This is a genomic window from Rhodococcus sp. MurmanLake-1 (genome assembly GCF_056945715.1).
Genome location: NZ_JBWZNF010000002.1, coordinates 121,804 through 145,692 on the forward strand (window position 1 = coordinate 121,804; position 23,889 = coordinate 145,692).

Annotated in this window: 23 protein-coding genes; 12 read left to right on the top strand and 11 right to left on the bottom strand. The window is 61.3% G+C overall.

The features are described from left to right. Window positions 1-42: 42 nt before the first annotated feature. Window positions 43-1,464 (bottom strand): short-chain fatty acyl-CoA regulator family protein, encoded by a 1,422-nt coding sequence (locus tag AC2ETI_RS06895; RefSeq protein WP_317559356.1) that lies wholly within the window; start codon window positions 1,462-1,464, stop codon window positions 43-45. A gap of 167 nt (window positions 1,465-1,631) precedes the next feature. On the opposite strand from AC2ETI_RS06895, the gene prpD reads away from it, so the two are divergent. From prpD to AC2ETI_RS06925, 6 genes are all read left to right on the top strand, one after another. After that, window positions 1,632-3,134, top strand: coding sequence for a 2-methylcitrate dehydratase PrpD (gene prpD / locus AC2ETI_RS06900; protein WP_317559357.1), 1,503 nt, complete (start codon window positions 1,632-1,634; stop codon window positions 3,132-3,134). Continuing rightward, complete coding sequence (gene prpB, locus AC2ETI_RS06905) at window positions 3,134-4,051, top strand: methylisocitrate lyase (protein ID WP_317559358.1); 918 nt, start codon at window positions 3,134-3,136, stop codon at window positions 4,049-4,051. Before prpD ends, prpB begins: the two co-directional genes overlap by 1 nt. Continuing rightward, complete coding sequence (locus tag AC2ETI_RS06910) at window positions 4,048-5,169, top strand: bifunctional 2-methylcitrate synthase/citrate synthase (RefSeq protein WP_047269777.1); 1,122 nt, start codon at window positions 4,048-4,050, stop codon at window positions 5,167-5,169. Before prpB ends, AC2ETI_RS06910 begins: the two co-directional genes overlap by 4 nt. Before the next feature lie 189 nt (window positions 5,170-5,358). Further along, window positions 5,359-6,141 carry an enoyl-CoA hydratase gene (locus tag AC2ETI_RS06915; protein WP_029256232.1) on the top strand — a complete coding sequence of 261 codons (783 nt, stop codon included), beginning with the start codon at window positions 5,359-5,361 and terminating at the stop codon, window positions 6,139-6,141. A 60-nt stretch (window positions 6,142-6,201) separates the two neighbouring features. Next, entirely contained in the window at window positions 6,202-7,062 is an 861-nt protein-coding gene (locus AC2ETI_RS06920) for an SDR family NAD(P)-dependent oxidoreductase (RefSeq protein WP_483633704.1), read from the top strand. Between the two features lie 10 nt (window positions 7,063-7,072). Continuing rightward, window positions 7,073-7,588 carry a MerR family transcriptional regulator gene (locus tag AC2ETI_RS06925; protein ID WP_483633705.1) on the top strand — a complete coding sequence of 172 codons (516 nt, stop codon included), beginning with the start codon at window positions 7,073-7,075 and terminating at the stop codon, window positions 7,586-7,588. On the opposite strand, the gene AC2ETI_RS06930 is transcribed toward AC2ETI_RS06925, so the two are convergent. Further along, entirely contained in the window at window positions 7,546-8,466 is a 921-nt protein-coding gene (locus tag AC2ETI_RS06930) for a TIGR01777 family oxidoreductase (protein ID WP_483633706.1), read from the bottom strand. The genes AC2ETI_RS06925 and AC2ETI_RS06930 overlap by 43 nt on opposite strands. Further along, a complete protein-coding gene (locus tag AC2ETI_RS06935) occupies window positions 8,463-9,140 on the bottom strand; it encodes a TetR/AcrR family transcriptional regulator (protein ID WP_483633707.1) in 678 nt (225 codons plus the stop codon). The genes AC2ETI_RS06930 and AC2ETI_RS06935 overlap by 4 nt, the downstream gene beginning before the upstream one ends. A 142-nt stretch (window positions 9,141-9,282) precedes the next feature. On the opposite strand from AC2ETI_RS06935, the gene AC2ETI_RS06940 reads away from it, so the two are divergent. Next, window positions 9,283-9,687 carry an EVE domain-containing protein gene (locus AC2ETI_RS06940; protein ID WP_019745260.1) on the top strand — a complete coding sequence of 135 codons (405 nt, stop codon included), beginning with the start codon at window positions 9,283-9,285 and terminating at the stop codon, window positions 9,685-9,687. A 12-nt stretch (window positions 9,688-9,699) separates the two neighbouring features. After that, window positions 9,700-10,146: a MarR family winged helix-turn-helix transcriptional regulator gene (locus tag AC2ETI_RS06945; RefSeq protein WP_020970755.1), complete on the top strand. Its 447-nt coding sequence runs from the start codon at window positions 9,700-9,702 to the stop codon at window positions 10,144-10,146. Window positions 10,147-10,152: 6 nt separating this feature from the next. On the opposite strand, the gene AC2ETI_RS06950 is transcribed toward AC2ETI_RS06945, so the two are convergent. Next, window positions 10,153-10,806 (bottom strand): TetR/AcrR family transcriptional regulator, encoded by a 654-nt coding sequence (locus AC2ETI_RS06950; protein ID WP_483633708.1) that lies wholly within the window; start codon window positions 10,804-10,806, stop codon window positions 10,153-10,155. 93 nt (window positions 10,807-10,899) lie between these two features. Between AC2ETI_RS06950 and AC2ETI_RS06955 the strand changes: the two genes are divergently transcribed. The 4 genes from AC2ETI_RS06955 to bla all read left to right on the top strand — a co-directional run bounded on the left by AC2ETI_RS06955 (window position 10,900) and on the right by bla (window position 15,009). Next, window positions 10,900-11,361, top strand: coding sequence for a MaoC family dehydratase (locus tag AC2ETI_RS06955; protein ID WP_020909091.1), 462 nt, complete (start codon window positions 10,900-10,902; stop codon window positions 11,359-11,361). A gap of 28 nt (window positions 11,362-11,389) precedes the next feature. Further along, on the top strand, window positions 11,390-12,562 hold the full coding sequence (locus tag AC2ETI_RS06960; RefSeq protein WP_019745256.1) for an acyl-CoA dehydrogenase family protein: 1,173 nt from the start codon (window positions 11,390-11,392) through the stop codon (window positions 12,560-12,562). 9 nt (window positions 12,563-12,571) lie between these two features. After that, window positions 12,572-13,687 carry an acyl-CoA dehydrogenase family protein gene (locus AC2ETI_RS06965; protein ID WP_133727077.1) on the top strand — a complete coding sequence of 372 codons (1,116 nt, stop codon included), beginning with the start codon at window positions 12,572-12,574 and terminating at the stop codon, window positions 13,685-13,687. Window positions 13,688-14,103: 416 nt separating this feature from the next. After that, window positions 14,104-15,009, top strand: a complete 906-nt coding sequence (gene bla, locus AC2ETI_RS06970; protein WP_054825264.1) for a class A beta-lactamase — start codon at window positions 14,104-14,106, stop codon at window positions 15,007-15,009. Window positions 15,010-15,102: 93 nt separating this feature from the next. On the opposite strand, the gene dacB is transcribed toward bla, so the two are convergent. Genes dacB through AC2ETI_RS07005 form a run of 7 tightly spaced genes read right to left on the bottom strand, consistent with a single transcriptional unit; the run spans window position 15,103 to window position 23,642 of the window. After that, window positions 15,103-16,491, bottom strand: a complete 1,389-nt coding sequence (gene dacB / locus AC2ETI_RS06975) for a D-alanyl-D-alanine carboxypeptidase/D-alanyl-D-alanine endopeptidase (RefSeq protein ID WP_483633709.1) — start codon at window positions 16,489-16,491, stop codon at window positions 15,103-15,105. After that, window positions 16,464-17,456: a phosphatase PAP2 family protein gene (locus AC2ETI_RS06980; protein WP_259116755.1), complete on the bottom strand. Its 993-nt coding sequence runs from the start codon at window positions 17,454-17,456 to the stop codon at window positions 16,464-16,466. Before AC2ETI_RS06980 ends, dacB begins: the two co-directional genes overlap by 28 nt. Continuing rightward, on the bottom strand, window positions 17,453-19,375 hold the full coding sequence (locus AC2ETI_RS06985; RefSeq protein ID WP_378666878.1) for a glycoside hydrolase: 1,923 nt from the start codon (window positions 19,373-19,375) through the stop codon (window positions 17,453-17,455). Before AC2ETI_RS06985 ends, AC2ETI_RS06980 begins: the two co-directional genes overlap by 4 nt. A gap of 45 nt (window positions 19,376-19,420) precedes the next feature. Beyond that, the gene (locus tag AC2ETI_RS06990; RefSeq protein WP_483633710.1) at window positions 19,421-20,761 is read right to left on the bottom strand and encodes a sensor histidine kinase; all 1,341 of its coding nucleotides are present in this window, start codon (window positions 20,759-20,761) and stop codon (window positions 19,421-19,423) included. Further along, window positions 20,758-21,423, bottom strand: a complete 666-nt coding sequence (locus AC2ETI_RS06995; RefSeq protein WP_133727074.1) for a response regulator transcription factor — start codon at window positions 21,421-21,423, stop codon at window positions 20,758-20,760. The genes AC2ETI_RS06990 and AC2ETI_RS06995 overlap by 4 nt, the downstream gene beginning before the upstream one ends. A 57-nt stretch (window positions 21,424-21,480) precedes the next feature. Then, a complete protein-coding gene (locus tag AC2ETI_RS07000) occupies window positions 21,481-22,482 on the bottom strand; it encodes a GDP-mannose 4,6-dehydratase (RefSeq protein WP_259116760.1) in 1,002 nt (333 codons plus the stop codon). Further along, window positions 22,479-23,642 carry a UDP-N-acetylglucosamine--N-acetylmuramyl-(pentapeptide) pyrophosphoryl-undecaprenol N-acetylglucosamine transferase gene (locus tag AC2ETI_RS07005; protein ID WP_283308274.1) on the bottom strand — a complete coding sequence of 388 codons (1,164 nt, stop codon included), beginning with the start codon at window positions 23,640-23,642 and terminating at the stop codon, window positions 22,479-22,481. The genes AC2ETI_RS07000 and AC2ETI_RS07005 overlap by 4 nt, the downstream gene beginning before the upstream one ends. Between the last annotated feature and the right edge of the window lie 247 nt (window positions 23,643-23,889).

A 23,889-nucleotide genomic window follows, 5' to 3' on the forward strand; every position in this document is an offset into this window, starting at 1 on the left:
GAGGAACCGCAGGTGGAGTCGGTGCGCCCTATTGTTTGCGTCCTATTGTTGCGGATACGGCAGATGGCTGCTGCTGTTCTCACTGACGGAGATCGAGCGGCCGAGTTGGGGGAAGGCGCGTTGAGAGCACGCTGGTCTGTCACAGACTTTGCACCCCGCGCCGATCGGCACGATGGTCGCGGGGTCGTCGGTCTGGATTCCGTGGGAGTAGACCATGCGATCGGCGTAGCCGATGTCGCAACCGAGTCCGACGGCGAAGTTCCGCTCGGGCGCGAGGTACCCGAGTCCGCCGCTGTGGGTGGTGCGCGCCACCCACAGGTACGTCCGGCCGTCAGGCATCTTCGCGACCTGGGTGAGGATGCGTCCAGGGCTCGCGAATGCCTCGTGGATGACCCACAGTGGGCAACTGCCGCCGACTCTGGAGAAGTGAAAAGCGGTAGCAGACTGACGCTTCGAGATGTTTCCGGCGCGATCGGTTCGGACGAAGAAGAAGGGGATGCCGCGTTGGCCATGACGCTGGAGAGTGGACAGCCGGTGACAAACTGTTTCGAAGCCGACCTCGAATTTGAGGCTGAGCAGATCGATGTCGTACCGCAGAGCCTCGGCCGATTCCAGGAATTGGGTGTACGGGAGTAGCAGTGCGCCGGCGAAGTAGTGCGCGAGTCCGATTCGAGCCAGTGCCGCGGACTCGGCACTCAACGATTCGTCCTCGGCGACAAGGGAATCGATCACGTCGGCCTGCGTGAAGAAGGCCAACTGCATCGCGATCTGGAATGCGCGTTGGCCTGCCGACAGACGCCGCGCCAGGGTCAGGATCGACTTCTCCCGATCGTAGAAGCGCTTGGGCCCGAGCTTGTCTGGTTCGTCCGTGCGGATCGTCACGGTGACGCCGTGCTGATCGCGAAGCAGTCGTGCCAGCTGCAGATCCACTGCTCCCACGGACAACCCGTTGTCCACGAACATCCGCTCGGCAGCGTCGTCGAGAACGGCGATGTGGTTCTTTCGGTCGTAGAAGAAGTCCCGAACTTCTTCGTAAGGCATGGGCACCAGCGACACGTCAGATGCTGCCTCGCCGGACAATTGCGTCGAGAACTGGTCCAATTGCTCTGTTGCGGCGTGAAGGCGGCGGTGCAACATCACGAGGGTGCGTCCGACCGCCGGCATTCGGGCCACCAATTCGTCCACCTCTGCCAGCGATACGTCCCCGGATTCCGAGGTTTCAGCCAAGGCGTGATGAACGTCCGCAACGAGTCGTGCGTCGGAATCGGAAGCGAAGAATTGCACGTCGAGATCGAACTCGGCGTTGAGCTTGAGAAGGACGGGGACGGTCAGCGGTCGTTGATCGTTCTCGAGCTGATTGACATAACTGGGGGAGAGTTCGAGCGCCTTCGCCAGTGCGGACTGTGACAGGTTTCGTTCTTCCCGCAGTCGTCGCAGCCGCGCTCCCGCGTACATCTTCTTCATCGAATCTCCTCGGTGCCGATCGGGTTCACCCTACCGAGAAGCCATTCGCAACATTCGCAACATTGCAGGATTGTTATTGCACAAATAGGCAATTGCGAGGACCTATCCCGAGGTGAACGAGCTGCGTAGCGTGCAAATAGATACCGAAGCACGTGAGAAGAGGATCGATGAAGACGCATCTCGTACGCACCCACCGCTCTGCCGAAGAGTTCCCCAAGGAAGACCACCTCGCGTGGAAGATCGCGGAAGTTGCGACGGATTCCGTCGAGGTCACCGACGCCACGTCCGACATGATCGTCAACCGGATCATCGACAACGCGGCAGTTGCCGCAGCTTCCCTGGTGCGCCGCCCCGTAGTGAATGCGCGTGCACAGGCGCAGTCTCATCCGTACACGCCCGGTTCCACCGTGTTCGGTATCTCGGGTACCTTCTCGCCTGAATGGGCCGCCTGGGCAAACGGCGTAGCGGTTCGTGAACTCGATTTCCACGACACGTTCCTGGCCGCCGAGTACTCGCACCCCGGTGACAACATCCCGCCGATCCTTGCCGTCGCTCAGCACGCCGGGCGTGACGGTCAAGACCTGATTCGCGGTCTGGCGACTGGCTACGAGATCCAGATCGACCTGGTTCGGGCTATCTGCCTGCACGAGCACAAGATCGATCACGTCGCACACCTCGGCCCTTCGGCCGCGGCAGGTATCGGAACCTTGCTCGGCCTGGAGACCGAGACGGTCTACCAGGCAATCGGCCAGGCGCTGCACCTCACGACGGCTACACGGCAGTCCCGCAAGGGCGAGATCTCCAGCTGGAAGGCATACGCGCCGGCGCTGGCCGGCAAGGTTGCCGTCGAGGCAGTCGACCGTGCGATGCGCGGTGAAGGTGCACCTTCACCGATCTGGGAAGGCGAAGACGGCGTGATCGCCTGGCTGCTCGGTGGCCCGGACAAGGAGTACCACGTTCCGCTTCCGGGTTCTGGTGAGGCGAAGCGCGCCATCCTCGACTCGTACACGAAGGAACACTCCGCGGAGTACCAGAGCCAGGCGCCGATCGACCTCGCTCGCCGGATGCGTTCTCGCGTCGGCGATCTCGACCAGATCGCCTCGATCGTCTTGCATACCAGTCACCACACCCACGTCGTCATCGGCACCGGTTCCGGCGATCCGCAGAAGTTCGACCCCACCGCATCACGCGAAACTCTCGATCACTCGGTGATGTACATCTTTGCCGTTGCGCTGCAGGACGGTACATGGCACCACGAGCATTCCTACGCGCCCGAGCGTGCACAGCGCCCCGACACGATCGAGCTGTGGAACAAGATCTCCACGCGCGAAGATCCCGAATGGACACGCCGTTACCACTCGACGGATCCGGACGAGAAGGCTTTCGGTGCCCGCGCCGAGATCACCTTGAAGAGCGGCGAGGTCATCGTCGACGAGCTTGCGGTGGCCGATGCGCACCCGCTCGGCGCACGTCCGTTCGCTCGCGATCAGTACGTCGCGAAGTTCCGCACCCTCGCCGAGGGCGTCATCGAGCCGAGCGAACAGGATCGCTTCCTCGACGCGGCACAGCGCACCGCCGAATTGAAGGCAGGCGAACTCGATCAGCTGACCTTCACCGTTTCCGAAGACGTTCTCGCTCGGGCCCCCAAGGTCGCCAAGGGACTCTTCTGATGACGGGCCTCATTGCCGCATCGACGTCTGCAGCCGACAAGCGGATAGCCTTCCGGGCCGGGCTGACGTCCGGAAAGATTCAACGACTCCCCGGTGCGATCAATCCGTTGACAGCCAGGCTCATTCAGGAAATCGGGTTCGAAGGTGTCTACGTTTCGGGTGGTGCGTATTCCGCCGGATTGGCGCTTCCCGACATCGGGCTGACCACGTTGACCGAGGTCGCCGCCCACAGCAAGCAGATCGCGCGGGTCACCGACCTCCCGACGCTCATCGACGCCGACACCGGTTTCGGTGAACCCATGAGCGCTGCCCGCACGGTCACGATCTTCGAGGACGACGGTATAGCCGGCCTGCACCTCGAGGATCAGATCAACCCCAAGCGCTGTGGGCACCTCGACGGCAAAGCGATCGTGCCCACCGAAGACATGGTTCGCCGAGTTCGTGCTGCAGTCTCGGCACGTCGCGACCCGAACTTCGTCATCTGCGCGCGCACCGATGCTGCCGGAATCGACGGTATCGACGCAGCGATCGAGCGAGCAAAGGCCTACGCGGATGCCGGTGCCGATCTGATCTTCACCGAAGCTCTTGCCACCGAAGCAGACTTCGAGAAGTTCCGCGCAGCAGTCGACACTCCGTTGCTCGCCAACATGACCGAGTTCGGGAAGTCGAATCTCATTTCGGCGAAGACGTTGGAAGAGATCGGTTTCAACGCCGTCATCTACCCCGTGACCACTCTTCGGTTGGCGATGTTCGCCATCGAAAAGGGCCTGCGCGAGATTTTTGCGGAGGGCACGCAAGAAGGGCTGCTCGGTGAGATGCAGCACCGCAGCAGGTTGTACGAGATTCTCGAGTACGAGCGTTACAACGAATTCGACAGTGGCATTTTCAATTTCAGCTTGGAGGGGAGTAGGACATGACCGAACAGATTCCGACGATCTACAAGGGCTTGGCCGGAGTTGTCGTCGACACGACGGCTATCTCCAAGGTAGTGCCCGAGACGAATTCGTTGACGTATCGCGGTTACGCAGTGCAGGACCTCGCCGCGAATTGCAGCTTCGAAGAAGTTGCGCACCTGCTGTGGTACGGCGAACTGCCGACACCCGAGCAGCTCGAATTGCTCTGTCTGCGTGAGCGTGCGGCTCGCCGTGCCGATCGCTCACTGCTCTCGCTCCTGACCAAGATGCCCGACAACTGCCACCCGATGGACGTGGTCCGGACGGCGATCAGCTACCTCGGCGCCGAGGATCCGGCGGAGGACGACAACTCCGAGAAGGCCAATCTAGCCAAGGCACTGCGGATGACGGCCGTGCTGCCGACCATCGTCGCAGCCGATTTCCGCCGCCGGCGTGGTCAGGATCCCATCGCGCCGCAGTCGGACCTGGGTTTCGCCGAAAACTTCTTGAACATGTGCTTCGGTGCTGTTCCGGAGTCGGCGATCGTGAAGGCCTTCGAGGTCTCGCTGATCCTGTATGCGGAGCACTCCTTCAACGCCTCGACCTTTGCCGCTCGTGTTGTGACGTCCACACTTTCGGACATCTACAGCGCAGTGACGGCTGCGATCGGCACGCTCAAGGGCCCACTGCACGGCGGCGCAAACGAAGCCGTCATGCACGACATGCTCGAGATCGACGACCCAGACCGCGCGGAAGCCTGGATGTCGGAGAAGTTGGCCGCCAAGGAGAAGGTCATGGGCTTCGGACACCGTGTCTACAAGAACGGTGATTCGCGTGTTCCGACCATGAAGCAGGCGCTCCTCGACGTAGCGGCAGCGACGGACGGCGAGAAGTGGGTGCAGATGTACGAGATCCTCGAGAAGACGATGGTCAGTGCCACCGGAATCAAGCCGAATCTCGATTTCCCCACGGGCCCTGCGTATTTCCTTATGGGCTTCGACGTCGAGATGTTCACGCCGATCTTCGTGATGAGCCGCATCACCGGATGGACGGCGCACATCATCGAGCAGGGGCAGTCGAATGCACTGATCAGGCCGCTGAGTCAGTACTCCGGTGTGCCGCAGCGGACCGTTGTGGCATAACGCTTTCAACAATCGTGGCATGACACCCCACTAATGCTGCGTCGGCGAGGTTCGGTTCTGGCATCACCGTCTCCTGGCCTCGTCGACGCTTCTCCGTTCGCACTATCTGCAACTTCGCACCGAATATTCGCAAAGATACTCGAGTGCAATGTGTTTCGTTTGTTCCTTGCCGGTAATAGCGTCAGTGTCATGACTGAAACGCACGAAGACATCTCGATCATTCGTCATGGCGACACGCTTGACGTCGTGTTCAACCGGCCGGAAAAACACAACGCATTGACTCCTCAGATGTACGACGCCATTGCCGGAGCCTGCCGAAGCGCCGACTCCGACCGCGAGATCCGGTTACTCACTCTCCGAGGTGCTGGGGGAGAGGCGTTCTCGGCGGGTTCCGACATAGGCCATTTTCAGACCTTCTCGAGTTTTCACGACGGGCTCGACTACGAAAGTCGGTTCGTCGGCGTGCTGACCGAACTCGAGAAAGTGCGGGTTCCCACGCTGGCGGTCATCGACGGTGTGTGCGCGGGAGCCGGGCTGTTGTTAGCGGCAGCGTGCGATGTGCGGATCGCGACGCACGGGTCCCGCTTCTGCCTCCCGATCGCGCGCACGCTCGGAAACTCGTTGTCGGTCCATTCCGTGGCGTTGCTGGCGGACAGGATCGGCAGTTCGCGTCTGATGTCGTTGGTCGCTCGGGCGGGGGTCATGTCGAGCGACGAGGCTCTGCGGAACGGCTTCCTCAGCGACTGTGCAACAGAGACAGAGTTCGCGAGCCTGACTGCCCAGGTATCGCGGGAACTCCTTGCGGCTGCCCCGATGACCGTGTGGACGATTCGAGAGTCCCTGCGCCGCATCAGGACCCGATCGATCACCGACAACGATGATCTGATGCGCATGATCTACAGCAGTGACGACTTCAAAGCCGGTGTCGACGGTTTCCTTCGCGGCGAGCGACCGGTTTGGGCCGGCGTGTAGCTCGGCTGTAGAACCAAAGGCTTGCGTTGGAGCGCGCTCTAACCCCTAGCGTTGCCGACCATGACAACAAAAACCTGGATCATCACTGGAGTTTCTCAGGGTTTCGGCCGCGAACTTGCAGTGTCCGCACTTCGAACCGGGGACGCGGTAGTCGCGGCAGTTCGTAGGCCCGAGTCCGTTGCAGATATCGCGTCGGAGCATCCGGATCGGTTCTCGGCGGTGACGTTCGACGTCCGCGACACCGCGGCGGCACCCAGCGTCGTCGAACATGCGCTCGAGCATTTCGGTCGTGTCGACGTGCTGGTCAACAATGCCGGTCGCGGGATGGTCGGCGCGGCGGAGATGGTGGACGATTCGACCTTGCGGGATCTCATGGAACTGCACCTGATCGGACCCGCCGCGTTGGTGCGCGCCGTCCTCCCTTCGATGCGAGCGCAGGGCAGTGGAACGATCGTGCAGATGAGCAGTCAAGGCGGCCGCATGTCGTTTCCCGGCGTCGGGGCGTATTCGGCGTCGAAGTTCGCGCTCGAGGGTTGGTCGGAGGCTCTCGCCGGTGAGGTCGGGCAGTTCGGCATCCGAGTGATGATCGTCGAGCCCAGCAGATTCCGCACGGCATTCAACACCCCCGGCGTTCTGAGTTTCGCCGAATCTTCATCGGACTACCGTGAAGTGCTCGATCCGGTTCTGCGTGACATGGCGGCGGCAGACGGTGTTCAGGAGGGCGATCCGGAGAAAGCAGCGGTAATCATCAATGCGCTGGTACACAGTGAGAACGTGCCACTGCGTCTGCTGCTGGGAAAGGAAGCCGTGGAGCGGATATCCGCGTCGTATCGGAAGAATCTGGCCGAGGTAGCAGTCTGGGCTGATCTGGCTCGCAGTGCCGACTTCGCGGATGCTGCCGGACCCGTCCGTCCGTTCTAGGCTGAGAAGCATGGCTACCGAAGACTTGATGCGCAAGGCACTCGAGGCACTTGGGGAAGTGGACGGGCCCATGTCGATCGAGGTGATCCATCGACTCGTCGATCCAGGGGATGTTCAGGACCCGATGTCGATCGCCGAAGTGTCAGACCTGCTGGATGTTTCGGCACATACCCTGCGCTATTACGAGAAGATCGGCTTGGTCACGGTCGATCGTGACTCGAGCGGACATCGTGTATACGGCCCGGAAACTGTTCGCAGGTTGGTGTTTCTGACCCGCATGCGTATCTCGGGCATGGCGATTCGCGACTTGCAGCACTACGTTGAACTGGTCGACGCCGGTGAAGGGACAGTTCCGGAGAGGCTCGACATGCTGCTCGAGCACCGGGACACCGTTCGTCGGCAGATCAAGGAGCTCACATTGTCTTTGGCTGCGACGGAGTACAAGATTGCGACGTACGGCGGGCGGACCGGAGAGCAGGATACTCAGCCGAGTGTCACCGGAAGCAGCCCTCGCGGGGTCTCCTGAGCGATCTGTTCCAGCGCAGACTCCAACGTCGGAAATTGATACTGGAAGCCGCTGTCCGCGAGCACCCCTGGTAAAACCCAGCGACTCTTCGTCACCAGTTCAGCCTCGGTGCGGATGATTCGTGCGCCGAACTCGAGCATCCAGCCCGGCGTCGGAAACCCGCATTGTCGGCCAAGTTTCGCTCGTACCATCCGCATCATGTCGGTGTTGGTTACCGGATACGGGGATGCGATATTGACCGGGCCTGAGATCTCCGGATGCTCGTAGATGTGGATGACCGAGCGAACGACATCGGCGATATGTATCCAACTGAACATTTGTCGTCCGTCGCCCATTCTTCCGCCGAAGCCTGTTCGGGCCAGGTTCACGAAGGGGTTGATTGCTCCGCCGCCGGCGCCGAGAACGATCGACATTCGTAACGCGACTTTGCGAACGGGGGTTGGGGCTGAGAACAATTCGTGCTCCCACGCCCGCGCGACAGCGACGGAGAATCCCTTACCCAGTTCTCCGTTCTTCTCGTCCATCGGTCGATCCCTCGCGTCTCGGTAGATCGTGCCGGTACTGGCGTTCGCCCAGAGCGAGGGTGGCTGCGGTGTACGGGCCAGTGCGCGACCCAACAGTGCGGTCGTTTCCACGCGGGAGGAGAAGATTTCGTCGGCATTGCGCTTGTTGTATCGGCAGCTCACAGAGCGTCCGGCGAGGTTGACCAGCAGATCCGCGCCGCTGAGTACGTCGGCGACACCTTGCTCGTCGGACCAGGTGGCATCGCTCGTTCCTCCCCGGCCGATCGTTCGTACGTCCACCCCGTTGGGTTCGAGCGCTCGAACGAGAGATTGCCCTATGTAGCCCGACGCACCGGATACAACGACAGTCTTCATGATTTTGTGTTCCCCTCTGGAGAAACGACTTTGGTCATCAGGGCGGCGACGTCACCGACCAGGCCGCGGGCCACCGGTAGCCGGGCGAGGGCGAGTGTTTTCGCGATGATCGGGACCAGGCCGTCGACCAGGGATCGGGTACGAGTTTGCCCCGGAGACGAGTCGGTGACCCAGTGCAGCGTCACGCCCAGATAGCTGAGCCACAAGAGTGTGGGGAGCTGGGTCTCCAAGGACGCCGGCGTCTTCTGCTTCGACGCCGCCAGTGCTTCGCGCATCAATTCGACGGCCATCGATCTCGCATCACTCGACTCGGCCGAGAACGGGCTGGACGGCGATTCGGTGGGCAGGGCGACGTGCAGAAACGCGCTACCGAACCCGTGATAGGGCCCCATGACATCGAGTCCGGTGTGCAGAACGATCGCGAGATTTTCCGCGAGTGAGCCACCTTTGCGTAGGAGTGGGAGCGCACGCTCTCGGTGATCACGTTGGATGACGAGATACAGCTCGTGAACCAGTTCGTCTTTGCTGGCGAAGTAGTAGTAGGCATTCCCGAGGGAGACACCTGCCTCAGTCGCGATCTTGCGCATGGTCGTCGCTGCGAAGCCTTCGTCGCGGAAGAGCCGCAAAGCTGTTTCCACCAGCTTTTCCCTGGTTTCGATCCCGCGACTGCTCATGGGCTCCCCTTCTTTGAACGTGTTCAAGTTCAGCGTACCTGAAGTTGAACACGTTCAAGAGTTGATCTGTTGCGAGGAAGATAATAAGCGCGCATACTAAATTCATGATTGAACTTGCGATCGGTTCGCCAGGTGGTCGGCGATGAACGCCTGGTTAGGGGTTGTCTCGGCCGAACATGTGCGTCGCGCAGTGGATCTTGGGATCGCGCAGATCGGGCACGGGAAGAGGTCCGGATTGGCGCGGATGAAGGCGGGCGATGTGCTTGTCTACTATTCGCCGGTCGAGTCCATTGGTGATCGAGATCCGTTGCGCGAGTTCACAGCCCTCGGTGTGATCGAAGAGGGTGAGATCTGGCAGGCGGACGAGGGGTGCTTCAAGCCGTTTCGGCGTCGAGTGCGATACGAGCCGTTCACGCCCGTTCCTCTCGGCGACGTACGGAGTCGATTGGCATTGACCTCGACACCGAACTGGGGGTATCAGCTCCGCCGAGGCTTGATTCCGTTGGATGGCAACGACGTCGAGATTCTGCGCTCGACAACGAGCTGACACACTGACGCTGTGGTGAAGAAACTGGAAACCGACTTCGAGGATGCTGGCGACAGTCCGGGTCTGATGTTGTGGCGTGTCACCAACGCGTGGCAGGCCTCGATTCGCGCGGCGCTGCGGCCTTTCGACCTGACTCACGTGCAGTTCGTTCTGCTCGCCGCGCTGACGTGGCTGGACGCGGAAACACCGATAACTCAACGCGATCTTGCCGAGTATGCGCGCACTGATCCGATGATGACGTCACAGGTGATACGGACCCTCGAATCCAAGAAACTAGTCGAACGACGTCCACACCCGACGGACGCTCGGGCACGCTCGGTGGTGGTGACCCAGGCGGGTGCGGCCCTGGCAGGCAAGGCAAATCGTGCGGTCGAAGCATCGGATCGGGAATTCTTTGCCGCTCTCGGGGATCGTCAGGCGGCCTTTGTTGCGATGCTCGGCGTGCTTGACCGAAAGTAGCAACCCTCAGTTTTCAAGGGATAACTCTGAAGTGGTCTGCAGCAGTGCATATTTGGCTTCCAGCCCGTCCAGCAGGGATTCCAGCGCGAGTTCGAAACTGGCGCCGTCGATTTCCGTAGCACGCTCGCGCAACAGATGTGCTCGCGTGAGGTGCGGGTAACGCTCGGCGTAGATCGCCGGATCGTCTACGAATCCGCCGGAGAACGTCGCTGTCGCAGCACCCATGACCACGTACTTGACGGAAGCGCCGATCAGCGTTGCCGTGCGCTGCGGCCATCCGGCGCGCACCAGCCCGCCGTGGATGGCGTTGGCGCGGTCAAGGGCGATGGGCCTGACGCTCGGACCGTAGGCCAAGCAGGGAACGATATTGGGATGCTTGCCCAGGGCAGCGTGGTAGGACCGCGCCCACGTGCGAAGCGCACCGCGCCAATCGTCAGAGTCGAAGCCGCTCACGTCGACGGACTCCATGATGACGTTCGCGACGTCGTCGAGTAGCTCGTCCTTGTTGGCGTAATGGCTGTACAGCGATGGTGCTTGCACGCCGAGAACGGTGGCGAGTTTGCGCATCGAGAAGTCGGTCAAACCGTGCTCGTCGACCAATTTCAGGGCGGTGTCCCTGATGATCGGCTTGCTCAGTAGTGGAATCCGCGGTCGCGCCATCGCACACCCTTTCGTGTGAAAGTACTGGACAACCTTACACCGTGAGTTTATTATCCAATTAACCTAACAGTGTTCGGGAACGTGGAGGATCAGATGACGCGGGTGTTCGAGAACAAGGCCGATCTCCTGGGGGCGGTCGGTGAAACGCTGGGCTCGAGCGAGTGGGTCGAGGTCACCCGCGAGATGGTCCATCAATTTGCCGACGCGACCGGTGACCATCAGTGGATTCACGTCGACGACGAAAGGGCAAAGCGTGAATCACCTTTCGGCGGTCCGATTGCCCACGGGTATCTGACTCTCTCGCTCCTGCCGCTTCTGTCGAAGTCCGTGTACCGCATCGACGGGGCGAAGATGGTCATCAACTACGGGTCCGACAAGGTTCGATTCCCGAGTCCGGTGCCGGTCGGAGCCAAGGTTCGAAACACTGCAGTGCTCTCCGCGATTGAAGAGTTGCCGAACGGTTCGCTGCAGAGTCAGATCACCAACACCGTCGAGATCGAAGGCGTGGACAAGCCAGCCGTTGTTGCGCAGACCGTCGCACGAATCTTGTTCTGAAATCCTGCCAGAAGAAAGCAGACTCCATATGAATCTCGAATTGACCGGTGAGGAAGTTGCGTTCCGCGAGGAGATGCGAAAGTTCTTCACCACCGAATTCTCGCCCGAACTTCGTGCACGTGCAGCGGGATTCGGAAAGCTGACGCGTGAAGACATCGTTGCGGGCCAACAGATTCTGAACGCACACGGACTGGCGGTTCCGCACTGGCCGGTCGAATGGGGTGGCAAGGACTGGACTCCGGTACAGCGCCACATCTATTCCGAGGAAATGCAGTTGGCGTCGGTACCCAACCCGTTGCCGTTCAACGTGAGCATGGTTGGGCCCGTTATCGCAGCCTTCGGCTCGCAGGAGCAGAAGGAAAAGTTTCTCCCGGCGACGGCTAACGCCGATATCTGGTGGTGCCAAGGTTTTTCGGAACCAGAAGCCGGTTCGGATCTCGCTTCACTCAAGACGGCTGCTGTCCGTGACGGCGCGGATTACATCGTCAACGGTCAGAAGACGTGGACTACTCTCGCGCAGCACGCCGAGTGGATCTTCTGTCTGGTTCGGACAGATGCCAGTGCCCAGAAGCGTCAGGCAGGAATTTCGTTCCTGCTCATCGATTTGGCGACTCCCGGCATCACGATTCGTCCCATCAAACTGATCGACGGCAGCGTCGAGGTCAACGAGGTGTTCTTCGACAACGTCCGTGTTCCTGCGGAAAATCTTGTCGGCGAGGAGAACAAGGGCTGGGACTACGCCAAGTTCCTGCTCGGCAACGAACGCACGGGCGTCACGCGGGTCGGGTTCTCCAAAACTCTTGTCGCCACGGCAAAAGAGAAGGCGCGGGAGGTTCGCGTCGGAACCGGCACCCTCCTCGATGATCCGTTGTTCGCGGCTCGGTTGGCTGAGCTGGAAAACGATTTGCTTGCGCTGGATCTGACTCAACTGCGAGTTGTGGCGAGTTCGGCAGACGGCAAGCCGAACCCGGCGTCCTCGCTGCTCAAGCTCCGCGGCTCCGAATTGCAGCAGGCAGCAACGGAATTGCTGATGGATGTTGCGGGTCCGGACTCGTTGCCGGTGAATACGGTCGAGATCGACTCGCCGGAGTGGGCGCAGCAAGCGGCGCCGCGCTACCTGAACTACCGGAAGGTTTCCATCTACAGCGGATCAAGTGAGGTGCAGCGCTCCATCATTGCCTCCTCGATTCTCGGATTGTGAGCATCTGACATGAATTTCGAACTCGACGACGAGCAGACGATGCTTCGCGACACGACGCGTGAATTGCTCAACCGCAGCTACGACGCGGAGAAGCGCAACGCCACCTCGGCTACTGACGAGGGATGGAATGCCGCGGTGTGGAAGCAGTTCGCGGAGCTTGGGCTGCTCGGCCTGCCGTTCGCGGAGTCTGACGGCGGAATGGGCGCTGGACCGGTCGAGACCATGGTCGTGATGACCGAACTGGGCCGAGCGCTTGCACCCGAGCCGTACTTGGGTGGTGTTCTGATCCCCGGCGGTTTGATCGCGGCTGTCGGTTCGGCAGATCAGCGGGCGCGGCTCCTGCCGGCGCTCAGCGACGGGACCACTCTGTCGGCCTTCGCGCATACGGAACCCGGCACGCGCTGGCCGGTCGCCACCGTCACGACCACGGCGACGCAGTCGGGATCGGGGTGGACTATCACCGGCGTCAAGAACCCGGTCCTGCAGGGCGACAGCGCGCACGTCGTGGTCGTCAGCGCCACACTTCCAGGCGGCGGCACCGGGCTCTTCCTGGTGGATGCGGAGGGCTCAGGTGTCACACGGAGCACGTATGCCACCCACGACGGCCGTCGCGGTGCGCAGTTCACGTTCACCGATGCCGCGGCCGAACCACTTGGTGAGGGCGGCGATGTCACGGCCGCGATCGTCGAAGCGGAGGTCCGGGCGCAGGCAGCTCTGTGCGCCGAGGCGATCGGGATCATGACCGAAGCGCTGCGACTGACGACGGATTACCTGAAGCAGCGCAAGCAGTTCGGCGTTCCGCTCGCGAAGTTCCAGACTTTGACGCATCGGGCTGCCGACATGTACGTGGCGCTCGAGCTGGCGAGCAGCATGAGTCTGTACGCCACCATGTCCATCGCCGACGGCGTGATCGATCCGACCATCGCGTCGCGCGCGAAGCTGACTGTCGGTCGCGCCGCGCATCAGATCGGACAGGAAGCGATTCAGATGCACGGTGGTATCGGAATGACAGCCGAGTATCCGGTCGGGCACTACGTCTCGCGGCTGGTGGCCATCGAACACACTTTGGGCGGCTCGGACGATCACCTTCGGGTGCTGGCCGGCGGCGTCTCGAAGTGTCGATGAGCAGGCCTACCGTCTGGGACAGAAAGGCCGGTCAGCGGATTCTACGAATGCAACTGTGGTGACAGACACCGAGTCAGCACCGATGTCGCCGGACGCGTACTGCCGCCGTTGCCTTAAGGGTTCTCGAGTGGAGTAGGGATCCTGAAAGAAACCCGAGTAGTGGGTTTGGCCGGAGGTGGCCCGTATGGGTGCCGAGGAGGCTTCGGATGGTGGTGGACTTTTCTGGCGCCGTTTGGGCCGAGGAAATCGTGCACCTCGTCCGCGGACCTAGTAACGTCGGGGCCGGGGAGTGGCCATCGCGCTGAGCTCAGACACAGCGAACGTGCGTCGGCGAGCGTTCTTCGTCTCACGTATGTTGTTGTGTGGAATGGATTTTGGGTTTCCACCAGTTTGTTTGTGAAGGGTTGTCGGCAGTGATGGTTGAGGGTGGGGCAGTCACGCGACGTGCGTTTTTGGTTGCGGCGGTGTTGATTCCGGTCGTGGGATGTTCGGCGAAGAGTAATCAGATTGCAGATGCCGGGCCGTCGAAAGTTGGCGGGGGAGATCCGAGTGATCTTCTGGTCGAACTCGAAGGCCGATACGATGCGAGGCTGGGTGTGTATGCGAGTAGTTCGAACACCGGGAGGGTGGTGGAGTATCGCGCCGACGAGCGGTTCGCGTTCTGCTCTACATTCAAAACCCTCGCTGTCGCAGCTGTATTGGGTAAGTATCCATTGAGTTATCTCGATACAGTAGTCCACTACACTGCCGCTGATCTGCAGTCGTACGCCCCGATCGCGGAGCAAAAGCTCGATACCGGGATGACGGTTGGTGAATTATGCTCCGCAGCAGTGCAATACAGTGACAATACCGCCGCCAACCTCCTGCTGCAGATGCTTGGCGGACCTTCCGCCGTCAATGCGTATCTACGCAGTATCGGTGATGATGTGACTCGGCTGGATCGGATCGAACCCGAGCTCAATACCGCCATTCCAGGCGATGATCGTGACACGACGTCCCCGCGGGCGATTGGTACGGACTATGAGCGTCTTGTCCTCGGCGATGCGCTGACGCCGGACAAGCGTGAGGTGCTCGCGGATTGGCTTCGAGGCAATACCACTGGTGCGGAGCAGATACGGGCCGGTGTTCCACAAGGGTGGACGGTCGCCGACAAGACTGGCAGCGGCGACTACGGAACCAGCAACGATGTCGGTGTCGCGTGGACGGATACTTCGGATGCGGTGACGATTTCTATCCTGACTACACGGTCGGATAGAGACGACGCCGCTGACAAAGCGATCATCGCCGACGCCACACGTCTCGTCGTCTCAGCGCTCACCTGACGTCGTAGATCAACAACGTCGTCGCCACGATGTGAGCTGAGTGGGCATGCGTCTTGCCGCACGTTGTATGAACGATCCCGAGGTCTCGGGGGTTTATCGGCACCCGCAACCGCGTAGCGCCGTTGCTACGGCGTCGAGGGCGGGTCTTGCTGCCTCGGGTGCGGTGCCGTTGGACATGAGCGTGAATGTCAGGACTCGCCGGTCGTTGTCGACGACGATACCTGCCAGTGAACTTACACCGGAGAGGGAGCCAGTTTTCGCGCGCACCCACCCTGCCGCCGGGGAGGGCGGGTTGAATCGATCCACCAAGGTGCCTGTCGCTCCGGCGACGGGGAGTGTGTCGAGCAGTGGGCGAAGTTCGGGGGTGTCGGGCCCTGCTGCCGCGGTGAGCACCTGATCGATGAGGTGTGCCGAGATGCGGTCATCGGTCGATAATCCGCTTGCGTCTCGCAATTGTGCTCCGGTGGTGTCGAATCCGCTCTCTTGCAGTGTGTGAGTGATGGCGTCGACTGCTCCGTCGAAAGTTGCGGGTAACCCTCGGGCGAGTGCAATTTCGAACCCCACGGTCTCGGCGAGTACGTCGTCGGAGTGCACCATCAGGTCGCGCAAGCGTGTGCTCAGCGGAGCAGATTGAACCGAGGCCACTACGGGAGTTGCTGGTGTGGCAGTAGAAGGTGTGATGCCTTCGGTGACCGATGCCGGGTCCAGTCCGAGTTGTTCGGCGAGGGCTCGGCCGGTGTCCAGTGCGGGGGTGTGGGTGCGCGGGGAGTAGTCCGCCAAGGGGTCTGTGCGGCCGCCGTCGAGCATGACCGATTCGATGGGGGCGATACTGCCGCCGGCGATGTCGGCGGTGTCCCATCCGGGGGCGATTGTCGGGCCCGCAAATATTGTGTTGTCCACCATGAGGCTGCTGACGTGTATACCGGAACGGTGGATCTGGCTGATCAGGTCGTCGAGATGCGGTGCGTCGGTGTAATAGCCTTGCGTGCCGGTAGGTTTCGCGGTCAGTGTCGGGTCGCCGCCGCCGACGAGCACCAGTTGGCCGGGGGTGGCGCCTTGGACGACCGTTGTTGTGGTTCGGTGATCGGCCGGCAGTGTCAGTAGTGCGGCGGCGGTCGTGAGAACTTTGACTATGGAACCAGGCACTTGCGGGGTGTCGGTCTGTTGTTGCCACAGTGTTGCGCCGGTCTGGGCGTCGGTGACGTGACCTGTCAAACTTCCGAGATCGGGGTTGTCGAGTGCGGGTTGGAGCACTGCCGCGAGTATTTCAGGGCTGGGTGAGGGGGCATCCGCTGGCACTGGCGTGATTTTCGGGTGCGGGGTAATCAGTTGTGGGGCCGTCACGGTCGGGGCAGGGGCGGACGTGGGGTCGTGTTGACTGCACCCGGCAGTGAAAACCGCCGCCATTGTCGTTGCTGCTGCGCATACGAGAAGGGATCCAGACCGTCTGTTCGTCATTGTTCTGTGTCGTTTCTTCGACATTCGATGTGAACCTCGTTGCCGCACTTCTTACGGTTCGGCGATCTGATTGTGGTGATCATTGATCTGACGTGTGTTGTCGCCCTGGCTGACAACTCTAAGCAATGGGCGTGGCAGACTCGAAATCGGCTTGTCCGGCGCTCTCTGTCACGCGAGCAGTTCGGAGTTTGCGATATCGCGCAGACGAAGACAGTCATTGGAACCGCCACCGTTGCCGCGAGTACACCGGTGAGCACACCGTATGGTCGTGAATCGAGGGCCAGAACGATCACCGTCGTCGCTACCGGCCCGCCCACCAGCGTGGACACCAATGTGAACCCCCGTATTCGGCGACCACCCACTACGAAGACGGCTGCGAAGAGGCTGACGATTGCGGCTGCGAGCAATACGGATCCCGCGACATCGCTGAGGCGGTGCCATCCCTCGCCCATGATGTCGCGGCTGACCAGCGCCACCCACGCCGCGCAGGGCACGACTCCGACCAGGCGCATCCACGACGGTGCGACCAGGAGCAGGCTGAGGGCAATACCCATCGCGCCGGCGACATGACCGCTCGGAAACGTGTTCGCCGTCGGCCAGGGAACATCCTGATCGAGTTGAGGCCGCTCGAGAACTTCGAGGCGAAGCGTTCTCGCCGCCACTATGCACATGACGGGAACTGCAAGCGTCGCCGCAGTAAAGAGCGGCTGACGAACCACATTTCCTGTCAACAGGATCGCGGCTGCGACAGAGATCCACATGAGCGGATTGGTCATGATGTCCAGCCGCAGGACGTCGGGCACCGGTATGCCGTCCTGCGCCGACTTCGCAGCCTGAAATACTTGCCGGTCGAGTCGTTGACCGCCGGCGGTACCAACAATCAGAAGGAATACGGCCGCCGCACCCGCGGCGAATGACATGCCGACGACAATCACTGTCCACCGTGGTCTGTTGCGTACGGCGGGCGTCATCGGGGCGGATTCGGTCACGGGCACAGCGTCGTGCTCGCGGCGTCGATGGATGCACTGACGCAGCCCGGGCCGATATCGCCGACGTCGGGGTCATGGAAAGTGCTGTCGCCAAAGTTGGCTGTCACCAACAGCTTTCCTTCCCCGAAATTGGTTTGCTGCACCATTCTGTCATCCGACAACCATTGAAAGTCCGTCATGGGCTCAGTTCCAGCCGCTTCTTGCAGGGTGGCGAAGAACTTCTGCATGGTCGCCATCCTCGGACCTTCCTCCGCGATGATTTGCGCGTTCAGGGTGTAGTTCAGTGGCGTGTTGTACAGCATTGCCAACAACGCGCGATCGGTTTGCTCGGCCGGCAGCTTGTTGAAGGACAACTCCCATCGATCCGTGCTGACTACCGAATCGTGCAGCACCGTCTCGTACAGCGGCACACGGTATTTCGGATCGAACATGCCAATTTTCAGTTCTGCTGAAAGCGCGACGGACTTGAAGAAGAAAGCCGGGCCGTTCTTCCCCCAGTACGCACCCCAGTTCGCCTTGTCTCGTTCCGCTTTCCAGAGGCCGTTCATCACCGGCGTGCTCGATCCGTGACTGAAGGACACAACGCTGTTGGCCCACGACCCGGCTGTCTCGGATCCCAGCACCAGATCCTTGCCGATCACCTTCATGCGGTCGATGCGGTTCTGCCGGTCCTTGGACTGGGTCATCCGGTGGTCCGGGTTGTAGTCGTCGAATACCTCGCCTGTCGCATCGACGTCCAGGAAGTAGCTGTTCACGCCGTTACCCAACTTTGCGGCGACGCGAGAGGCAACAAGCTCCGGGTCGGCAGCCAATGCCTCGGAGCTCAGGTAACAGCCACGGCCGCTGAATCCGCCTTCAAGGTCACCACTTTTGCCGACGACGCAGGCGTCGGGCCAAATCCCGTCGGGCCACGAAGACGAGGGATTGTCGACCTCGCCGGACGGGTCCTGCGCGTTGGCGAAGGTGTCGTACGGCCCGACGAGAAAGCCGTAGTTCGTGGCAGTTTCGACGGCCTCGCGGGTCATCGGCTGATCGTCGGAGTCGTAGCCGAGCCACATCTTGGTGATGCCGAGGTCATGGAGTTGGCGTATCGCTTCGGGAGTACGCGCATCTCCCCACAGATAGGCGTGAAAGGCACCGATCAGCTTGGCAGTGTCCGGGTTCTCCGCGATCTTCTGCTGCAGTGTGCGCAGTCCGCCCTGTTCCCCGAGCAGACTGCGGTAATCCAGTGCAGGGGCAATCGGGGACCCGTCGGTGACTGACAGGGCAACCGTGTAGGTGCCGGTGCCCTTTTCCTGGCTGAACTCGTGTGTTGCAGTGCTGCGCAGGCGGCCTTCAACCGAGGCGAAGTTCAGGGAGGTACCCAAGTCGGTCGGCACCAGATAGCTCGCCCCTACAGCGCCCGCGCTGAACCCCCAGAACGGCATCGTCAGGTCCTGCAATCGTTGCCCCTCGTCCCCGACCAATCCGATATCGGGGTTGTTCCAGAATACGTCGTCGACCGGGATACTCAGCCCCTCGCCTTGGGGCAGTTGCAGATCTCGTGCACCGGCCCCGGTGACCGGCCACGACACGAGTTGATCTCGCGAACTGGTCAGGTCGATCACCAGGCGGCCGGCCTGAGCAACCGCCGTCACGTCGAGGCCGCGGTCGGGGTATGACCAACGGGCACTGTCGTTCTCGACTGACACCTGGCCGGGAACTCCGAGGTCTGTCCCAGCGGCGGCTGACAGTTCGACGTCGCTGTCCACGCGTAGGTCGTTCACATCGATCCTGGCCTCGCCGCCCTCGATCTGCACCGTGATGGTGCTTCCATCCACCCGCACCGCAGGGTCCGCCGCACTCGCGGTACACCCCGTGGAGGCAAGCGCGACCAACACGGTGCCCACAGCGATAGAAGTCAATGCCTGTGTTCTCATAGTTCGAAAAGTAAGCGCCGAACATTAGAACAAGATCAGAGTGACTTACTCTCGGGCCGGCAGGCGCACGGTGAACACCGCTCCACCGCCGGGGTTGTTGCCCACGCTGATCGAGGCGCCGTGGGCATGCGCGATCTGTTGGGCCATAGCCAGTCCCAGTCCGGAGCCGGAGGTGCCCCGACTACGGGGTGACCGATAGAAGCGTTCGAAGATCCGAGGCAAATCCGCTTCGTCTATGCCGGGTCCGTTGTCCGAAACGGTGAGAACACCGCCTGTCAGGCTCACGTTCACCGTCCCACCCGGCGGAGTGAATTTTGCCGCGTTGTCAACCAGATTCGACACCATCTTCGCGAGCCGCACATCGTTACCGCCTCCCGTGTACGGATTCGTCGCGCAGTGGAAATCAATCTTCGGCCAATGGGCACGTGCCGCCTCGACTACCTGCTCGACGACGCGCTCGAACGCGACATCCTCCCTCTCGATGTCCGGCTCGGTGCCCCGTGCGATATCTACGATGTCGTCGATCAACCTTCGCATATCTGCAGTACTGCGAGCGAGCGCAGCCCGTACCCTCTTCTGCTGTTCGTCTGTCAGCGTGTCGCTTCGGGCCAGAAGTTCCGCGTTCGCGATGATCCCCGTCAGTGGCGTCCGCAGCTCGTGCGAGGCGTCGGAAACCAACCGTTTCTGCGATTGGACGGAGTCATCGAGTGCACCAAGCATGGTGTTGATCGATTCCCCGAGCCTGGCAAGCTCGTCCGATCCCTCTACTGTGATCTTTCGGCTCGGATCCCGTTCCTTTGCAACAGTTTCGGCCTCGCGGGACAGTCTGGCAACGGGACGCAGCGTGTAGCGGGCGACTGCGTAGCCGAGGATAGCGCTGATGATGATGCCGATACCGCACAACAGCGCTAACAACCATGCAATCCGATCGAGCGCCCGGTGTTGCTGATCGGCACGGACTCCGACAAGGAGCGCACCACCGTCCTCGAGCGGTGTCACATACATCCGTCCGGGTAGACCCGCGAGGTCGATGTTCGCGAGGAAAGGCCCTGACTCGCCGTCGAGGACGGCATCGAGGGCAGGGGGCTTCGGCAGGATAGTGGCGGGTTCGTCTGTGGCACTCGGTTCGCCTGTCGCATCGAGGACCTCGAAGCAAGCCGGCGAGGAAAGATAGGCGCACTCGGCGCCACTGCCCAACTCCTGGCCACCGGCGATCCGTAATTGGATCGCCGTCGCTTCCCGGATGAGACCGATGTCGAGGCTTCGGTACACCTCCCGTGACCAGATCCAGTACGCCCCCACCGCGCAAAGCAGCACCACCGCAGCCACGGCAATCGACGTGGTGATGGCCATTCTCGTTCGGATGGCCAATCGCGTACGCGTCACGGCAACTCCAGCCGGTATCCGATCCCGCGAACCGTATGAATAATGCGTGACTCGCCGCCCGCCTCTAGTTTCGTGCGCAGGTAATTAATATATACGGCAATGGAATTCGACTGAGGCCCGAAATCTTGACCCCACACCCGATCGCTGATCACCTCACGGGTGAGCGTCTGGCCGGAGTTCGCGATGAGTAGTTCCAGCAGCGCGAACTCGGTTGCAGTGAAGTCCATGCTCCGGCCGGATCTGACGCCGCGCCGTGTCTGCGGGTCGAGAGAAAGATCCCCGAACTGCACCTCGGGTTCCGGTGGCGCTGCCCGCCGTAGCAGGGCACGTACCCGCGCGCCGAGTTCGTCGATGTCAAAGGGCTTCGGCAGGTAGTCGTCTGCCCCCGCATCGAGCCCCGCAATCCGATCGCCTACCTCCGAGCGTGCCGTCAGAACCAGGATGGGGATCCGATTGCCCTGCTCACGCAAGATTCGACATACGGCGAGACCGTCGATTCCCGGCATCATGACGTCGAGCACCATCGCATCGAACGAATGCTCGGAGACCGCGGCCAGAGCGCTCGAACCGTCGGAAACCGCCTGCACCTCGTACCCGTCGGATTCGAGAGTTGTCACTACCGCTTCGCGGACCGACGGATCATCATCGACGACTAGGATCATCTACTTATCGTGCCTGACATGAGTCCGATACGGATACAACCCGTGCGACGTCTCGCATCACACACGGTAGCGGCGAGGATCGGTGATCGGATGAGCTTTGATCCACTCCGAGGTGCGCGTGAGTCCTGCTTTCAGGGAGACCTGTGGGCTCCAGTCCGTCAACTCACGCACTCGACTGTTGTCGGACACCAGGCGGTGAACCTCGCTGCCTGCTGGACGGTTACGTGAGTCTTCGGTTGTGACAGATGCGGAAGACCCCGTGATCTCGATCAGCATGTCAATCAGGTCGCGGATCGAAATCTCGTGGCCGGTGCCGAGATTCAAGGTCAATCCGAGCGTTCGCTCGGATTCCGCGATCTCCATGAAGCCCCGGGCAGTATCGTCGACGTAGGTGAAGTCCCGAGTCGGGGTCAGCGCGCCGACAGCGATCTCGCCTGCACCGGAATGCAACTGGTGCAGGATCGCAGGAATCACGGCGCGTGTCGATTGCCGCGGGCCGAACGTGTTGAACGGTCGGCAGATCGAAACCGGCGTATCGAACGAGTGAAAATAGGACAACGCGACCATGTCCGCCGCAATCTTGGATGCGGAGTAGGGAGACTGGGGTTGCAACGGGTGAGTTTCGGATATAGGTACTTCCCGAGCAGTTCCGTAGACCTCGCTGGTTGACGTGTGCACCACCCGCCGCGCGCCGTGACGGCGCGCGGCGTCCACAATATTCTGGGTACCAAGGACATTCGTCTCCAGATACGTTTGTGGAGCCTGGTAACTGTATGGGATTCCGATCAGTGCCGCGAGGTGGAAGATGGTGTCGATCCCCTCTGCCGCATCGAGGACTTGTCCGCTGTCACGGACATCTCCTGCGATCATCTCGATATCGGGAAGGTGATCCGAAAGAAAGCCGGCCGATGCGTAGGGCTTGTAGTGCGCGAGAACTCGTACGTGCGCGCCTTGCCTGAGTAACTGCTCAACCAGGGAGCTGCCGATGAAGCCTTCGCCGCCGGTGACCAAGACCTTTCGTCCGAACCAGAATCCATTGACTTGCACAATTTCACTCATTTGATTCCTTCTCTCGTATTGACGTTTTCAGGCGTCGCGTGTTTGCGGGTGGCGAGCTCCCGTAGCCAGTTCGCTACTGTTCGTGCGGAATCGCTCAGTCCCGGAGTGAGATCGGTTGCCGCCGTCGCACGTTCAGCGGAATCTCCGAGAAGGTCGTCAATCGCGCTCGCCAGGTTTGCCGTGGTCAGATCCGCGTCTCCCAGCATTCGGGCGCCGCCGCGAGTTACGAGAGCTCGAGCATTGTGTCGCTGATGGTCACCGATCGCGTGTGGGTAAGGCACGAGGACGCTGGGCACCTCTACATGCGAAATCTCGGCGACGGTGATCGCTCCGGATCTCCCGACAAAGACGTCGGCGCCCGCATATACCAAATCCATCCGGTCCAAGTACGGCAACACCAGCACGTTGTCGAGGTCTTCGACAGCGGCGGAGGCCTCGGAGAAGTACTCGGGCCCAGCCTTCACAACCAGGCGGATGTTGTTGCGGCCGCGCCACTCGCGCGCCAGTGACAGTGCGGTATCGGTCATTCGGCGAGATCCGAGGCTGCCGCCGCAGACGATGACGAGGGCTTGTCCTGCCGCCGCATCGAAACTGGCACGTGCCTGATCACGGAGCGCATGTTTGTCGAGGCCGGCGATCTCCCTCATCAGCGGGGTTCCGACTACCCGAACCTCACTGCGCTTGAATGCCGGCGCAGCCTCGGCAAATGCTACTGCGACCCGGGAAGACAAGTTCGCGCACAGTCGGTTTGCCCGTCCTGCCACGGCATTGGATTCGTGGATCAGTGTCGGTATTCCGGCGAGGTGCGCACCCAGCACGATTGGCAGACTGGGATACCCGCCGGTACCGAACACGACGTCTATATCGAGTTCACGAATCGTTCTGGCGCACTGAATGCCGGACCGTGCGAGTCGTGTCGCTGCTCTTGCGCTACCGCGCACACCGGTAAGGCCTTCGATCTCGGCTGTGTGCAGTCGGTAGCCGGCCGCGGGCACAATTCTCTCTTCCAGTCTGCCTTTCGCGCCGAAGAAGTCGATCTCGACATTGGCATCGGGAATCTGACACAAGGCCTCGGCTACAGCGAGTCCCGGATAAATATGTCCACCGGTGCCACCCGCTCCGATGGCGACTCGCAGAGTCGATCGCGGTTCGTTTGTCATATCGGCACTGTGCGTGAGCGAGATTAGAACTCTGTTAGCGCCGACGCTCTGTGTGTCAGGGTGAGTTGAGTCCAGCGGTTCACAGTGACCCCGCCTGCAGGGCAGGATGTGAGAAACCCGGCAAACTCACCGCCGAAAGGGCCGAGATCGCCGCGACTCGAATCCAACTGGACGAACAGGTTCGGGTGACCTCCCTTTGTCCGTGCGGGCGCCGACCCTCGGTATTCGAGGTCAAGTAAAATTCCTG

Coding starts and splice junctions, on each gene's coding strand:
- AC2ETI_RS06895 (WP_317559356.1), bottom strand. CDS start 1,464: ATGAAGAAGATGTACGCGGGAGCGCGGCTGCGACGACTGCGGGAAGAA.
- prpD (WP_317559357.1), top strand. CDS start 1,632: ATGAAGACGCATCTCGTACGCACCCACCGCTCTGCCGAAGAGTTCCCC.
- prpB (WP_317559358.1), top strand. CDS start 3,134: ATGACGGGCCTCATTGCCGCATCGACGTCTGCAGCCGACAAGCGGATA.
- AC2ETI_RS06910 (WP_047269777.1), top strand. CDS start 4,048: ATGACCGAACAGATTCCGACGATCTACAAGGGCTTGGCCGGAGTTGTC.
- AC2ETI_RS06915 (WP_029256232.1), top strand. CDS start 5,359: ATGACTGAAACGCACGAAGACATCTCGATCATTCGTCATGGCGACACG.
- AC2ETI_RS06920 (WP_483633704.1), top strand. CDS start 6,202: ATGACAACAAAAACCTGGATCATCACTGGAGTTTCTCAGGGTTTCGGC.
- AC2ETI_RS06925 (WP_483633705.1), top strand. CDS start 7,073: ATGGCTACCGAAGACTTGATGCGCAAGGCACTCGAGGCACTTGGGGAA.
- AC2ETI_RS06930 (WP_483633706.1), bottom strand. CDS start 8,466: ATGAAGACTGTCGTTGTATCCGGTGCGTCGGGCTACATAGGGCAATCT.
- AC2ETI_RS06935 (WP_483633707.1), bottom strand. CDS start 9,140: ATGAGCAGTCGCGGGATCGAAACCAGGGAAAAGCTGGTGGAAACAGCT.
- AC2ETI_RS06940 (WP_019745260.1), top strand. CDS start 9,283: ATGAACGCCTGGTTAGGGGTTGTCTCGGCCGAACATGTGCGTCGCGCA.
- AC2ETI_RS06950 (WP_483633708.1), bottom strand. CDS start 10,806: ATGGCGCGACCGCGGATTCCACTACTGAGCAAGCCGATCATCAGGGAC.
- AC2ETI_RS06955 (WP_020909091.1), top strand. CDS start 10,900: ATGACGCGGGTGTTCGAGAACAAGGCCGATCTCCTGGGGGCGGTCGGT.
- AC2ETI_RS06960 (WP_019745256.1), top strand. CDS start 11,390: ATGAATCTCGAATTGACCGGTGAGGAAGTTGCGTTCCGCGAGGAGATG.
- AC2ETI_RS06965 (WP_133727077.1), top strand. CDS start 12,572: ATGAATTTCGAACTCGACGACGAGCAGACGATGCTTCGCGACACGACG.
- bla (WP_054825264.1), top strand. CDS start 14,104: ATGGTTGAGGGTGGGGCAGTCACGCGACGTGCGTTTTTGGTTGCGGCG.
- dacB (WP_483633709.1), bottom strand. CDS start 16,491: ATGTCGAAGAAACGACACAGAACAATGACGAACAGACGGTCTGGATCC.
- AC2ETI_RS06985 (WP_378666878.1), bottom strand. CDS start 19,375: ATGAGAACACAGGCATTGACTTCTATCGCTGTGGGCACCGTGTTGGTC.
- AC2ETI_RS06995 (WP_133727074.1), bottom strand. CDS start 21,423: ATGATCCTAGTCGTCGATGATGATCCGTCGGTCCGCGAAGCGGTAGTG.
- AC2ETI_RS07000 (WP_259116760.1), bottom strand. CDS start 22,482: ATGAGTGAAATTGTGCAAGTCAATGGATTCTGGTTCGGACGAAAGGTC.
- AC2ETI_RS07005 (WP_283308274.1), bottom strand. CDS start 23,642: ATGACAAACGAACCGCGATCGACTCTGCGAGTCGCCATCGGAGCGGGT.